Annotated in this window: 15 protein-coding genes; 9 read left to right on the top strand and 6 right to left on the bottom strand. The window is 38.6% G+C overall.

The window, feature by feature from the left end; genetic code table 11:
- Nucleotides 1-189: 189 nt before the first annotated feature.
- Nucleotides 190-396, bottom strand: a complete 207-nt coding sequence (locus tag BV214_RS07955) for a hypothetical protein (protein WP_086476975.1) — start codon at nt 394-396, stop codon at nt 190-192.
- 117 nt (nt 397-513) lie between these two features.
- On the opposite strand from BV214_RS07955, the gene BV214_RS07960 reads away from it, so the two are divergent.
- Complete coding sequence (locus tag BV214_RS07960; protein ID WP_086476976.1) at nt 514-867, top strand: hypothetical protein; 354 nt, start codon at nt 514-516, stop codon at nt 865-867.
- Here BV214_RS07960 and BV214_RS07965 read toward each other — a convergent pair.
- On the bottom strand, nt 853-1,053 hold the full coding sequence (locus tag BV214_RS07965; protein WP_086476977.1) for a hypothetical protein: 201 nt from the start codon (nt 1,051-1,053) through the stop codon (nt 853-855). The two genes, BV214_RS07960 and BV214_RS07965, sit on opposite strands and share 15 nt — an antisense overlap.
- A gap of 1,075 nt (nt 1,054-2,128) precedes the next feature.
- Between BV214_RS07965 and BV214_RS07970 the strand changes: the two genes are divergently transcribed.
- Together BV214_RS07970 and BV214_RS07975 are read left to right on the top strand one after the other, a co-directional pair.
- Complete coding sequence (locus BV214_RS07970) at nt 2,129-2,404, top strand: type II toxin-antitoxin system ParD family antitoxin (RefSeq protein ID WP_086476978.1); 276 nt, start codon at nt 2,129-2,131, stop codon at nt 2,402-2,404.
- 25 nt (nt 2,405-2,429) lie between these two features.
- Complete coding sequence (locus tag BV214_RS07975) at nt 2,430-2,687, top strand: type II toxin-antitoxin system RelE/ParE family toxin (RefSeq protein WP_086476979.1); 258 nt, start codon at nt 2,430-2,432, stop codon at nt 2,685-2,687.
- Between the two features lie 3 nt (nt 2,688-2,690).
- On the opposite strand, the gene BV214_RS07980 is transcribed toward BV214_RS07975, so the two are convergent.
- Together BV214_RS07980 and BV214_RS07985 are read right to left on the bottom strand one after the other, a co-directional pair.
- Nucleotides 2,691-3,554 carry a hypothetical protein gene (locus BV214_RS07980; protein ID WP_086476980.1) on the bottom strand — a complete coding sequence of 288 codons (864 nt, stop codon included), beginning with the start codon at nt 3,552-3,554 and terminating at the stop codon, nt 2,691-2,693.
- Between the two features lie 549 nt (nt 3,555-4,103).
- Nucleotides 4,104-4,616, bottom strand: a complete 513-nt coding sequence (locus BV214_RS07985; protein ID WP_086476981.1) for a YfcE family phosphodiesterase — start codon at nt 4,614-4,616, stop codon at nt 4,104-4,106.
- Between the two features lie 357 nt (nt 4,617-4,973).
- Between BV214_RS07985 and BV214_RS07990 the strand changes: the two genes are divergently transcribed.
- From BV214_RS07990 to BV214_RS08005, 4 genes are all read left to right on the top strand, one after another.
- The gene (locus BV214_RS07990) at nt 4,974-5,882 is read left to right on the top strand and encodes a serine hydrolase (RefSeq protein ID WP_086476982.1); all 909 of its coding nucleotides are present in this window, start codon (nt 4,974-4,976) and stop codon (nt 5,880-5,882) included.
- Between the two features lie 409 nt (nt 5,883-6,291).
- Entirely contained in the window at nt 6,292-6,630 is a 339-nt protein-coding gene (locus BV214_RS07995) for a CidA/LrgA family protein (RefSeq protein WP_086476983.1), read from the top strand.
- Nucleotides 6,623-7,324 (top strand): LrgB family protein, encoded by a 702-nt coding sequence (locus BV214_RS08000; protein WP_086476984.1) that lies wholly within the window; start codon nt 6,623-6,625, stop codon nt 7,322-7,324. The genes BV214_RS07995 and BV214_RS08000 overlap by 8 nt, the downstream gene beginning before the upstream one ends.
- 151 nt (nt 7,325-7,475) lie before the next feature.
- On the top strand, nt 7,476-7,973 hold the full coding sequence (locus BV214_RS08005) for a hypothetical protein (protein WP_086476985.1): 498 nt from the start codon (nt 7,476-7,478) through the stop codon (nt 7,971-7,973).
- A gap of 173 nt (nt 7,974-8,146) precedes the next feature.
- On the opposite strand, the gene BV214_RS08010 is transcribed toward BV214_RS08005, so the two are convergent.
- A complete protein-coding gene (locus BV214_RS08010; RefSeq protein WP_086476986.1) occupies nt 8,147-8,923 on the bottom strand; it encodes a DUF1206 domain-containing protein in 777 nt (258 codons plus the stop codon).
- A 364-nt stretch (nt 8,924-9,287) separates the two neighbouring features.
- Between BV214_RS08010 and BV214_RS08015 the strand changes: the two genes are divergently transcribed.
- A complete protein-coding gene (locus tag BV214_RS08015; protein ID WP_086476987.1) occupies nt 9,288-11,312 on the top strand; it encodes a S9 family peptidase in 2,025 nt (674 codons plus the stop codon).
- Nucleotides 11,313-11,548: 236 nt separating this feature from the next.
- A complete protein-coding gene (locus tag BV214_RS08020) occupies nt 11,549-12,397 on the top strand; it encodes a 3-keto-disaccharide hydrolase (protein ID WP_086476988.1) in 849 nt (282 codons plus the stop codon).
- Nucleotides 12,398-12,523: 126 nt separating this feature from the next.
- On the opposite strand, the gene BV214_RS08025 is transcribed toward BV214_RS08020, so the two are convergent.
- Nucleotides 12,524-13,159, bottom strand: a complete 636-nt coding sequence (locus tag BV214_RS08025) for a hypothetical protein (protein WP_223883396.1) — start codon at nt 13,157-13,159, stop codon at nt 12,524-12,526.
- Between the last annotated feature and the right edge of the window lie 104 nt (nt 13,160-13,263).

Consider the following 13,263-nt stretch of genomic DNA (forward strand, 5'->3'; position numbering starts at 1 on the left):
AAATAGCAGTCCTGTAAGGACTGGCCTTATCTTATCAACACGTTTGAATGGGACTCGCCGATAGGCAATTCCCGCCTCGAGTACGAAGACATGCCGTAACAACTTTATAGTAAAAGTGTTGCGGTTTTCTTTTTTACCATCGTGCCAACCATTTGCTAACCATTTCAAAATAACCTTAAAACAACCTACTCAATTACAGGGGTAATCTCTTTGGTACTGCTCCCAGTATCTCTGCGACCTTTCCATAGTTCTAATGCCGTTTTCCGATTCCGGGTTACAGGCTTGCGCTTGATACCTTCCGTGATCGGTCACACGCTCTATGCATTTACAGTTATCTCCTTCTTTTTGGCAGGAGACAAACAAGGCCAATATGGTTAAAACCCTTAAAGTTCTCATTGGACTTATCTGAATTTACAAAACTCTTTTAAAACTTCTTGAATCAAAAAACTACCTTTAATAATCTCATTTCCTTAAAATTAGTAAATTCACTTAACCAACTTTAAAAATAATACCATGGAACTAAAAGATATAATTGAAGAGATTAAAGAACGAAAATTAACCGCTTATGAAATAGCGAAAAATACTTCATTAACAGAAGTAGGTATAAATAAAATATTAAATGGGAAGTCGATAAGACCTCATAAATCTACCTTAGACATATTGAGGGCATATTTGAAAAATACATGCAATACAGATATTACGAATAAATCAGAAAACCTAACCACCCTTCAATTACTCGACATGGTAATTACTAGACTTGAAAAAATAAAGGATAATCCTATAATAAAAAAATTAGATAAAACTGAGTCATCGCAACAGGAACTTGAAAATAAAGTCAATTCAGAAAGCAGTTCAAAAAACACCTAATTTCCTTAACTCCTTTATTTTCTCTATTTCCAAACTGCATTTTTCTGCAAAGGAAATTTCAATCTCATCATTAAGACTTGGCATTACGGTCTGTAGGTAGTTTGCTTTTGCCCCTATTAATTTTATCTGTTGCTCTCTTAATGGAAGATGCTGTATTTCCGCTTTCAATTTCTCAAAGTCGTACATTCTATTTTATTTATGGTTATTATTATTAATTCAGCAAATTAATGCGGTTGGTGGCGTTCCTCACTGTTACCCCGCTGTTATTCTGTTTTCAAAACTTAACATCCTTCAGAAAACTTCAGAAATCAAATGTAAACTTTTGTAAACACCCTTTAACCCGTATTGCTACCTCTCACCCGTGCGTAGTGACCCCAAAAAAACCTTTGCAACCTTTGATCTGATTTGCTACCAAAGGAGAAAGTAGGCCGAAAACTATTGGTAGACGCCACTTTTGAACCCTTCCTTATCCGCAGAGGACCGAGAAGTAAATGCAACGATTTGCATTTATAGCGAGGGGCCAGTTGGAGAGCTGGGAAAGCTCCGAGATTCAGCTTTTTATTTTTTTTAAAAAAGCGCGGAGTTTTTAAACCGGTTTTTAGATCTAATCTAGGACCCATAAGAAATTGCAAGGATTTACATTTGTAGAGAGGGGCCAGTTGGTGCGTTGTTCTTCGCTGCGGCTGGCTTCTTAAAAAGTATCGGTATGAGTTTCCCACTGGGTTATTGAAAATCGTAACTTCAGCATGTAGCATTATAGCACCTTAGCCCTTGGCTACAGCTGGCTCCTCCATCCAAAGGTACACTGTACCTTTATCCCTCGGACCTAGACAAGCAAAGAAATCGGAGATTCACGAAATTCTTTAAAAAACAAATAATAATTCTTGAGTAAAATGAAAGGGAATTTGGTTGAGGGGAAAGGTAAAGTTTAACTAATATCAAAAAAATAAGTCCTGCTCAAATCAACATTAATATTTCACCTAAACATAACAATTAATCTTCACCCTTAGTTAGTGTATGTGTATGGCTATTTGTATCTGGCATTACCCTGGCGGATTTGGAAAGTGTGGAAAGGATAAAGAATAGTATCGTATGGTTGACCCGATGGTCACAGTGGTTTGGCATAGAAAAATTGAAAATACCAGGGTAGATCAGAACTACCTTCCGCCTCTTCCTCCCTATTCCTCACGTGGCATTTATTAATTCGTAGGTCAATAATATGTTCTTTCGCGTATATTGTATGTAAATAAAGCTTAAAACTATGGCAACAATTAGAAAATCATTGACTATTACCACTTCTCAAGAAAAATGGATAAAGTTGCAAATTGAACATGGTGGTTTCGCTAATGACAGCGAATATATGCGACATCTAATACGGTTGGATGAAGAACGCAATAGGGAAATTTTAATGACCAAAGCAGCAATACAAGAAGGCTATGATAGCGGTGTGAGCTCTAAAATTAGGTCTGTTGAAGAAATTGTTGAGGCGGCCAAATCTCGCAAGAAAAATAGCGGTCAAACACCCATGGATGAATAGATACAATTTATAATCGAAAGCCGACATGGATAAAGACGATATCGTAGATTGTACTCTAGAGACTTGGAGTGAATCGCAGACATATGCTTATGTTTCCGAGTTAGCACACCTTTTCCAGACGCTTGCTGACAGTCCAGAAATACGGCATAGCGCTGCTGAATATGCACCTTTACTAAAAAAATATACCTTCAAAGCGCATACAATATTTTATGAGCCGACTAAAAATGGCATCTTCATCATTCGCATTCTAGGACAACGACAGGACTTTAGAGGACATCTTTAAATGCTAATTGTCTGTAGGTTGAAGTAATAATTTTATGACGAAACTATCTTTTCTTTTATTTATTCTAACTATTTCGCATGTTAATATTTCACCATCTTTCAAATTATAAATAAACCATTTTATGTTTTTGCGTGATATAGAGTCAGGATAAAACTCCTTTGTTACTGGAATTAGAGCTTCATGCTTTCCTAATACATAAAATTCGGGTTGCCCTTGTTTATTTACGACTACATTTACTTTTTGTTTAGTTCCTATAAGCTGATCCATTTCCCCATTGAACCATTTTCCACGATCACGATTATCCCTAAGTAGAGGGTGTCCATCTTTGTTGAATCCTTGAAAACGAACGATAATAACTTTTCCTACCTTCCAATGGTCATAATCTGATTCTTCAACTAGGGTCGATTTGTGAATTAAGCCTAAAATTGAACCAAACTTCCACTTAAAGTGTACCCCTATGTCTACAAAAATGCCATATTTTGCTTTTTGTAAAATAACACCGCGACACCTAGCTTGTTCCATAAAATTCGGATATTCAAAACTGTGTTGCGTGGCATCCATTTGTATTAAAATAGGGTTTTCTTCCAACTTGTAGATTTTACCCCTAAAATATTTTCCAACTAGATGATTGGAAACATTGTGCCAAAAATCTATTGTAGGATATGTCCAGCTAAAATGTTGGTAAGAAACAAAAGCAAATAATCCTCCCACCTTTACTGTAAATCCTTTAGCCCTACCTTCTACTATACGAAATGTTAAACTTTCTTGGTTTGCATAAGCCTTCCTTAAATTCATCAGTAGTCTTTGAAGATAATCATCATCATTTGAGTCAGGATCTCTTTTTATATATTCAGTGGTTTTTCTCATGGTTCAAGAATTCGTTCACAACCAAGGCTAGGTCGCCGTTAAATAGGCTACGGTGACGAAACAGAAAAATTTTTGTGTTTTTATAAATATAGGCAAAACTTTAAATTGAACACCAAAGACCACATTATCTGTAAGTTTTATAAGCGGGTGCACCAGGTCCTTAAAACGCTCAAAGAAACAAGTATCTCGTAGATTATTACCCGTTATTATGTAAGTCCCCTATTCTCAATTCTTATCATTGCCTATTTCCAATACCGTAGGCATTAGATACGATCACCCACATAGGTATATACAAGGCAATAGATTTTATACCCTATCAGGTATAAAACCTAACCTCAACCCTTTTATTATACCCTATAGGGTATACTTGAAAGAGGAAATGAATCCTGAGTAATTGTTGTGTTTATTCAAGAATTCTCGTTCATAAACATGAATTACTTGGCTAGATCAATCCTTCCACTGCAGACAGACCGGAATCCTACAAGTCAAAGACTGGAGAAACGATCGTCTATAAGAACTATGACATCCTAGTGTCATGTAATCTTCAATTTAAACATGATGAATTTCAGCTTTTAGGGAAACGGTATCCAATACCATAAAGGTTGCAGGAATCTCCCTTAGATCACCCCCATGATAGCCCATAATGGCCCCCGGATTAATCAGTAGGGTGTCGTTTATCATTTCATCGTTTACTACCATATGATTATGCCCATAGCAGACAACGTCATATCCTCCATTCTCGGCGATTGTCCTAGCTTTATCGGGATAGTGATTCATAGCCAGGGAGATTCCACCTAAAAGACTTTTAAAATATTCTCCATGGATGTGAATATTGGGGTATTTCTTAGCGTTACGTAGGATAGCAGCAACATCCCCGTCGTTATTACCAAAGACCATGTGAACTGGGTCGGAATACGAACGCCCTAATAAATGTATTATAAAAGGCGAACAGAGGTCACCACAAAACAGCATCGCTTCAGTAGCAAGTAGCTCTGGCATGGATAAGGCTTTTTGCAGGTTCCAGATGTTGTCGTGGATATCGGAAAGTAGGGCGATTTTCATTTGCGGTGGGTATTGATACGTTTAATTCATTAAGGTTAGGCGCTTGGATTAAAATCCATCCCTAATTTAAACTTTTTGTAGTTGCTTTTAATTTACAAAAAATTAAAGTCACAAATCGGCAATAAATACCAGCTAACCCTTTCCGGCCTATGCCGGTAGTGAGGCAACCCGTTCGCGCCTAATATTCTTAAAAATATAACCTGACCGTTATAATCCAGGTGTTTCAATAATTAACCATCCTGTTTTTTGATAAATAACCCAAAACCTATTTCTTCCTATATTACTTAGCTCAAAGTCCAGCTTAAAAGTTTATTTTCATCAATCCTTTATCGGTATAAAAAAAACTAATCAATAACCATGAAATCATTGAAACCTATTTTAGCCATCAGCTTAATTTCCGTCTCCCTATTAACAAACTCCTGTCAGGTAAAAACTTCTAAAAAAGAAGATTTAGCAAAAAAGATCCATACCCAAATAGATTCAATAGACGGTACCGTTGCTGTTGCATTTTATAGCTTATCTAAACCCAAAGACAGTTTATTAATAAATGTTGACGAGAAGTTTCATGCAGCCAGCACCATGAAAGTGCCTGTGATGATCGAATTATTTAAGCAGGCTAGCCAAGGGAAAATAAATCTTCAAGATTCTATTGTTTTGAAAAATGAATTTAAAAGCATTGTAGATGACAGCTTGTACCGTATGGACATAAACGATGATAGCGACGATATTATCTACAATCAAATTGGCAGTAAAGTAGCGCTCAAAGATTTAATGCATAGCATGATTACGATAAGTAGCAATTTGGCCACCAATGTATTAATTGAACTTGTAGATGCCAAAATGGTAACCGCTAGCATGCGAGACTTAGGCGCAGAAAACATAGAAGTTTTGAGGGGCGTTGAAGATCTAAAAGCGTATGAAAAAGGCTTAAGTAATTCTACTACCGCCAAGGATTTAATGGTTATAATGAAATCTATCGCAAATAATTCTGCAGGAACCCCTAAAGATTGTGAGGCGATGATCACCATCTTAAAAGATCAACAGCATAAGAGTCTAATTCCTTTTTATTTACCCGAAGCGGTGAAAGTAGCGCACAAAACTGGATCTATAACGGGGGTTCACCACGATGCGGGAATTGTGTATTTGCCAGATGGCAACGCCTATGTATTAGTACTACTTTCTAAGAATTTAAAAGATTTTGATAAGGGGACCGAACAATTAGCCAGAATATCGAAAACCTTGTATGACTATGTAAGCAGTAATTAAAGCCAATAAGACCCATATACCGGCAAGTCTATGGCTATCCGTGAAGAATCCATATAAGCGTGCATGAAAAAAAACTGAATGATAAGAGTTTTATTCCACTGAAAAATCCATGCCAACATAGGGTGCTATCAAGAAGTTCTTGAATGACTTAGCTTGCACGCAATTATGTTATTTTCAACTTTTTTTTGAAAGCTTTTTTTGGTTTCTTTTGATAATAGGGGTACATCCCGTAAAATTGCAGTTCGCACAACATCAACTAAAACACAGTACGAAACAGAAGGACGCAGCAGGAAGATTCAGGTTAAAAGGAAATACACCTCACAACCATCGCATAAACCTGTTAAATTACGTATAACTCGCTCTAATATTCCCGGAATAGGAGTGCAATTCCAAATCAGAATTAATTAAAATGCTTAAAGGAGTCCTATATATATTTTTATTCCTACTAATTGGAGAAGTCATAGTTTCCCTATGTAATCTTCCCATTGCTGGCAACATTGTTGGCATGGTTGCCATTTTTATAGCCTTAAAGACAAAAGTGATTAAATTAAAGGATGTGAAGCCTGCCTCGGATCAGTTTATAAAATACATGGTTTTATTTTTTATACCCTACGGAGTAGGCTTAATGACTTTTTACGACATGCTAAAAATGCATTGGGTCGCCATAGTAGTGAGCACGGTATTAAGTACTATCCTCACCTTGTATGTAACTGGTATCGTCTTACAAAAATTTGGAAAAGATGAGTGAAATCTATCAACAACCCTTATTTGGAATTTTTATAACCTTATTGGTATTTCAATTATCCCAAATAATTGCTCGTAAATGGAAGTTTGTACTTTTCAATCCAGTGTTGCTTTCCGTTGTATCCATCATTGGCTTTTTGCTCCTATTTAATATAGATTTTGAAGCGTACAATGTGGGCGGCCAATATTTAGGATTTTTATTAGGGCCTACCGTGGTGGCCTTGGGGGTATTATTTTACGAGAAATACGAACAGATAAAGTTAAACCTACTGCCCTTTGTAGCTTCGGTGGTCATTGGAGGCACCATCAGCGTACTATCCGTATGCCTTTTAGCTATGCTACTTGGCGCTTCCGAACCCATTATACGATCCTTGGCACCCAAGTCTGTCACCACTCCAATAGCCTTGGAAATTGCTAAAATTATTGGCGGATTGCCTTATATTGCTGCTGGGATTGTAATTGCGGTAGGAATCTTTGGCAATGCTTTTGGCCCTGGTATTTTGCGTATTTTAGGGATAAGGAACAAAAATGCCATTGGGGCGGCCCTAGGAACTGCTGCTCACGGCATTGGCACTGCCAGAGCCTTAGACGAAGGTAAGTTGGCAGGTGCCTATGGCGGACTAGCCATGTGCATTAATGGCTTGTTAACGGCCCTAATTACGCCCTACCTCCTAGAGCTAATCCTTCCTATGGTATAACCTTGCATTGAAATGCCCAGGTCTATGGGGGAGCCCAACTTTTACGAAATCGATAATCATTTGCTATCTTCGCAAAACACGTAAAAAAAGGAAGAAACGATCTTCACTACGCAAAGCTATTTAGCTAAGGAATCATCTAACATATGGAAAAATGAAAAAGCTAGTAATCATACTATTAAGCTTTGGACTTTTTGCATGTAATCAGCAGAAAGACCAAATTACAACTTTACAAAACCACATAGACAGTTTAGAAGTAAAACTTGCAAACACCTATAAACCCGGATTTGGGGATTTTATGGGGAGCATACAAACACATCACGCCAAACTATGGTTTGCAGCACAAAATCACAACTGGCAACTTGCCGATTTTGAAGTGCACGAAATAGAGGAGGCTATTGAAGGCATTCTCAACTTTCAAGCTGACCGAGAGGAAACTAAGATGATTGGCATGTTAGAACCGGCCTTGGATAGTATTGAAAAAGCCATTGAAAAGAAGGATATCGATTTATTTAATAGGAGCTACAAACAGCTTACAATAAGCTGTAACCAATGCCATCTAGCCGTAGACATGGGGTATAATGTTGTTAAGGTTCCAGAATTCTCACCTTTCAGCAATCAAGAGTTTAAACCAATGGACAATTCCAAATAAGTTTAAGCCCTTCTAATTAAGGGTTCCTTTAGGACTTTAATAGTTCTATGGGAACCCTTATTTTTTTGCATAGCTATGCCGGTATCTTTCTACCGTTTTTATTCAGCGTCCAAAATTGCCTACTAAACCATCCCGACCATAGAATTATTCCTGTTTTGATCTAGACCACGGTATTAATCCTTAAATCCCCGATATTTGGCCATAAGGAACATATAAACACCATAGCAGATGAGTCCAAAAGCTACCAAACCCACCAGCCAAGGACCTTCAGAATTTTGACGCAAGAAGGAAAACGCCTCTGAAGTGCCTTTTATTGACTCTTGACTAGCCGTATCTGCTGCCTTAAAGAAGAAGTAAGCGACGATGCCCTCTACGATTCCCCTGGAAATTAAGCCAGCATAGCCCAGCCATTTGATGCTTTTAACGGTCTTCCTGTTGGATAAGGTATTCAAATGAAATTTCGATAAGAAATCGCCTTTAAATGCTTGTACAAACTGAAAAATGGCTTTGATGGCAATTCCGGCAGCAATTGCATAAAAGAGGTACGGAAGGGATTCCGAAGGGAGCATATTTACTTTTCCATTTGTCCCCTGGTTAGTTTCTTTAAATATTTCATAGAACGCATAGACTCCTAGTCCTAAATACACCAATCCGCTAATTAAAAACCCGATGCGTTTCCCAATTCCTTTCGCGCTGTTACCCATGTCTTCTGGATCTTTAATGCTTTGGAAGAAGCGCCAAAAGGCGTAACACAACAATCCAAGGCCCAACAGCCCCAAAAGTATTTTCCCAAAGGGCTGCTCTTCCAAAAACTTTAAGATGCCCAATTTCCCTTCGGAAGAACTACCAAGACCGATGGCGGCCCCCAGCGTTAAAATTCCTGTCAATGCATAGACCACCCCCTTGGAGACATAACCGGTTCGGGCAATTTTTCGAATTCTTTTGTCCATGATTTCAAATTTGACCTCAAGGTAGTCCACTTAGGCCAATATTATTACCCCTAATACCCTAACTTTCTACACTATATGCAATTATAAGGGGTTTAGATATAATCTCAGCTATCTCAGTAGACTTGTGACAGCACCCCTTGAGAAAAGTGATTATTAATCTCATAGTATCTCCCAGTAATCACATCTTGGATGTATCCAAAATAATAAGGAAAACAACATCTAGTAAAATCCGATCCGTTTGTAAAAGCCCCTAACACCAGATCGGGATTTATCTTTTAGGGTAATGAAGAATAAAAATGATACTTTTATCATTTGGCGGGTTTCCGCAGAAAAATATTAATCAATAAGTTCAAATCGTTTAATAATGAAACACCTCTTTGTTACCATTACATTTTTGTTAGCGATAACTACCTCTAGTTACGCACAAATACAATCCAATTTAGAACTCACGGACATATTTAATATGGAGTTTGTATCGGATCCACAAATTTCTCCAGATGGAACCAAGGTTATCTACGTACGAAACTTCAAGGATATAATGACCGATAAAAATCTCTCTAATCTTTGGATGATAAATTTTGATGGCTCTAACAATAGACCTCTTACAACGGGAAACCACAACGACACGTATCCCCGCTGGTCCCATGATGGTAAAAAAATAATTTTTAAATCGAATAGGGCAGATGACAAAACGAAGCTCTATATGATGTGGTTGGATACCAGGGAGTATGTTGCCATAACCAATAGCACCGAAGTCCCCAGGGATGTAGCATGGTCTTACGACGATAAGCACCTAGCTTTTAACATGTTTGTACCCAAGAAGCGCGAATCCATCATAAAAATGCCCCATAAACCCGAGGGAGCCAAATGGAATGCGCCCCCAATATATATTGACGATACAAAGTACCGTGGTGATGGACAGGGATACTTAAAAAGCGGGAACGTACAATTATTCACCATCCCCATAGACGGAGGCACCGCAAGGCAACTAACCTTCACGGATTTTGATCATGGCGCCCCTATTTGGTCTAAGGACAATGCCTTATTATATTTTAGTGCCAATTTCCACAAACCAGAAGAAATGGAGCCTCTAGATGGGGAGATCTACCAGATAGCCTTAGAAGATGGGGCTATTAAGGCCCTCACCAATCGCTACGGTCCTGATACCAATCCCGTACTATCACCAGACGGGAAAAAGATTGCCTATTTAGGATTCGATGATACGCATTACGGGTATCAAGTGACCAACCTTTACACCATGAATATAGATGGCAGCGATTCTAAAATAATCTCTGCTGATTTTGATAGGGATATTCAAAATATTTATTGGAAAAATGACGGCAAGGGGCTTTATTTCCAATACGACGACAAGGGGGATACCAAGTTAGCCTACATCTCTTTAGCTGGCAAGGTATCTATAATCACTGAAAGTTTAGGCGGACTTTCTTTAGGCAGGCCCTATAATGCCGCTAGTTTCAGTGCCTCTAAAACCGATAAATTTGCCTATACCCTTGGAGCAACCGATCATCCTGCGGACTTGGGGGTGGCAGACACAAAGCGCAGTAAGCGTTTAACCGCTCTCAATGATGACTTATTCTCCTTTAGAAACCTTGGGAACGTAGAGGAGATATGGTGGGAATCGTCCTTCGACAATCGAAAAATACAGGGATGGATTGTAACTCCTCCAAATTTTGATCCCAGCAAAAAATATCCAATGATTCTGGAGATCCACGGAGGCCCACACACCAGTTATGGCTCTGTATATTCTGCAGAAATACAGGCATTCGCTGCAGCAGGCTATGTAGTGCTCTATGCCAACCCTAGGGGAAGTACAAGTTACGGTCGGGAATTTGGGCAATTGATACACCACGATTATCCAAATAACGATTATGACGATCTTATGTCTGGTGTAGATGCGGTTATTGCAAAAGGATTTATCGATGAAGATAATTTATTTGTCACCGGTGGTAGTGGCGGGGGTGTACTTACCGCATGGATAGTAGGTAAAACAGACCGATTTAAAGCGGCGGTGGTAGTAAAGCCGGTAATAAACTGGTATAGCTTTGTATTATATGCCGATAACGTGGCCTACTTCTCTAAATATTGGTTCGATAAAAAGCCATGGGAAGATCCGGAGAGCTATTTAAAACGCTCCCCTTTAACCTATGTGGCTAATATAAATACGCCCACCATGCTTCTCACGGGGGAGGAGGATTTTAGGACTCCTATAGCGGAAACGGAACAATTTTATGCGGCTTTAAAATTGGAAAATGTAGAAACTGCCATGGTTAGAATACCAGGCGCTTCCCATGGGATAGCCAATAAGCCCAGTAACTTTATCGCAAAAGTTGCTAGTATCCTAGCCTGGTTTGATAAATATAAGGAGTGATCATAAGTCTCCAGTTTACAAAAAACTTGTATGCGATAGCACGGTGAAAGGTCTTGACAGGATGCTGAAAATCAATGTAAATTGTTCAGCATCCTATTGAGCGTAGTATTTATCTTAAAATCCAAGATTTATCTACCGGGGTATTTACAAATAAAATTGATACTTTTATCATTTGGCGGATTTCCGCCGAAAAACTCATTAATTAATTTTAAATCGTTTTATTTTAAACCCTATCCATGAAAAATAAATCTTTCCATTCGGTTCCAGTACTAGCATCCCTTTTGGTGCTTTCGTTTATTCTGTATAGCTGCAGCACAACCCCAGATCTAAAGTGGGAGCAAATGTTTAACGGGAAAGACCTAAGTAATTGGAATATTAAGATTAGGCACCATCAACTGAATGAAAACTACGCCAATACTTTTAGGGTAAATGACGGTCAGATACAAGTGCGATATGATGGGTATGATAGCTTTGATGAGCAATTTGGACATCTGTTTTACGAAAAGCCCTATTCTTCTTACCTCATTGGGGTAGAATACCGTTTTGTGGGAGATCAAGTAACGGGCGGACCAGGTTGGGCTTATAGGAATAGTGGTATCATGATTCACGGTCAGGATCCAGCGGATATGACCTTAGACCAGGATTTCCCTAATTCCATAGAGGTTCAACTATTGGGGGGCAACGGAAAGGATGAGCGTTCTAACGCCAACCTTTGTACTCCAGGAACTCAATACGAAAAAGATGGTGAGATTATTTCAAGGCACTGCACCAACTCCAATTCCAAGACCTTCCACGGAGACCAATGGGTACGTGTAGAAGTGTTGGTCCTAAGGGACTCTTTAGTGGTACACTATGCCAATGGTGAAGAGGTGATGCGTTATAACAAGCCCCAACTAGATCCGGTAGACGGAAATAAGCAGGGGGAACTATTAACCGGCGGAACCATTTCCCTACAAAGTGAGAGTCACCCAGTTGATTTTAGAAAAGTAGAGATTGTTAATTTAGACAAGGTGGCAAACGATCCTGAAAAATTACAGCAAGCCATTGATAAGTTAATGGCAGAGAAGCGTATTCCCAAGCAGTAAGGATTAGAGCTTCGCCCTAAGATAACAGAGCGCGTTTAACCTGTATACCAAACAAGCCATTAATATTTAGGGGTGTTGTGCCAGTTTTACCTTGGACCAACACCCCTAACTATTTTCTCCTAAGTCTTATTTATTTCGAAAAATAAGATCTTGTTCTTCCATTGCCCGTACCACCAATTTAATATAATCTTCCAAGGTCTTGTCTATTTTCTTGGGGTCCGTGATATCTATAGCCCCTCTCCATATCAATGCCCTTTCCTTATCTACACAGATACAGTACAAGGACGTTTCTGCATGATATACCTTAAATTGGTCGTAATAATCCCGATCGTAAAAAACTCCCTGGCTACCCAAATAGTCATCCTTAAAGCCCCCATAAAAACTTTGAAGTTCGGACATGGTCTTGCGAAAGGTCTGTTTGTTTTCCGATCCGGAAACCTTACTAAACATAATGGCATCGAACCCTTTATCCAATAACTGTTCTTCCAATTGATCCAATTCCTCCTCCGTTTTTTTGGTATTGGTAAAGGCTACATCAAACAGGTCGATACTCCTCATGGCCTCTATACCTCTTTTATCGAACTCTTTTTTAAATCGAGTTTCAAAATCCTTCCTAACCTCGGCATTATCGGTCATCCCCACAATAAGCACCTTATACGCATCAAATAAAACGATGTCTGGATTCTTGTAATTCTCTACCATTTCCACGGAAGAACAGCCCAACACTCCTATAATAAATGCAAATACCAATAGCTTTTTCACTTTCTAAATATGTTAATGAATATACATTTATATGATGTACTCCTCTATTTTGTCTCCCCAATAAAGGAAGATCTCACGGTATTCTAGTAATTTCCTTTTATACT

The sequence above is a fragment of the Arenibacter amylolyticus genome (assembly GCF_002150785.1).
GTDB classification, from domain to species: Bacteria; Bacteroidota; Bacteroidia; order Flavobacteriales; family Flavobacteriaceae; genus Arenibacter; species Arenibacter amylolyticus.

What these genes read in the sequence shown, in the direction of transcription:
- BV214_RS07955 (WP_086476975.1), bottom strand. Translation starts at nt 396, where the DNA reads ATGAGAACTTTAAGGGTTTTAACCATATTGGCCTTGTTTGTCTCCTGC.
- BV214_RS07960 (WP_086476976.1), top strand. Translation starts at nt 514, where the DNA reads ATGGAACTAAAAGATATAATTGAAGAGATTAAAGAACGAAAATTAACC.
- BV214_RS07965 (WP_086476977.1), bottom strand. Translation starts at nt 1,053, where the DNA reads ATGTACGACTTTGAGAAATTGAAAGCGGAAATACAGCATCTTCCATTA.
- BV214_RS07970 (WP_086476978.1), top strand. Translation starts at nt 2,129, where the DNA reads ATGGCAACAATTAGAAAATCATTGACTATTACCACTTCTCAAGAAAAA.
- BV214_RS07975 (WP_086476979.1), top strand. Translation starts at nt 2,430, where the DNA reads ATGGATAAAGACGATATCGTAGATTGTACTCTAGAGACTTGGAGTGAA.
- BV214_RS07980 (WP_086476980.1), bottom strand. Translation starts at nt 3,554, where the DNA reads ATGAGAAAAACCACTGAATATATAAAAAGAGATCCTGACTCAAATGAT.
- BV214_RS07985 (WP_086476981.1), bottom strand. Translation starts at nt 4,616, where the DNA reads ATGAAAATCGCCCTACTTTCCGATATCCACGACAACATCTGGAACCTG.
- BV214_RS07990 (WP_086476982.1), top strand. Translation starts at nt 4,974, where the DNA reads ATGAAATCATTGAAACCTATTTTAGCCATCAGCTTAATTTCCGTCTCC.
- BV214_RS07995 (WP_086476983.1), top strand. Translation starts at nt 6,292, where the DNA reads ATGCTTAAAGGAGTCCTATATATATTTTTATTCCTACTAATTGGAGAA.
- BV214_RS08000 (WP_086476984.1), top strand. Translation starts at nt 6,623, where the DNA reads ATGAGTGAAATCTATCAACAACCCTTATTTGGAATTTTTATAACCTTA.
- BV214_RS08005 (WP_086476985.1), top strand. Translation starts at nt 7,476, where the DNA reads ATGAAAAAGCTAGTAATCATACTATTAAGCTTTGGACTTTTTGCATGT.
- BV214_RS08010 (WP_086476986.1), bottom strand. Translation starts at nt 8,923, where the DNA reads ATGGACAAAAGAATTCGAAAAATTGCCCGAACCGGTTATGTCTCCAAG.
- BV214_RS08015 (WP_086476987.1), top strand. Translation starts at nt 9,288, where the DNA reads ATGAAACACCTCTTTGTTACCATTACATTTTTGTTAGCGATAACTACC.
- BV214_RS08020 (WP_086476988.1), top strand. Translation starts at nt 11,549, where the DNA reads ATGAAAAATAAATCTTTCCATTCGGTTCCAGTACTAGCATCCCTTTTG.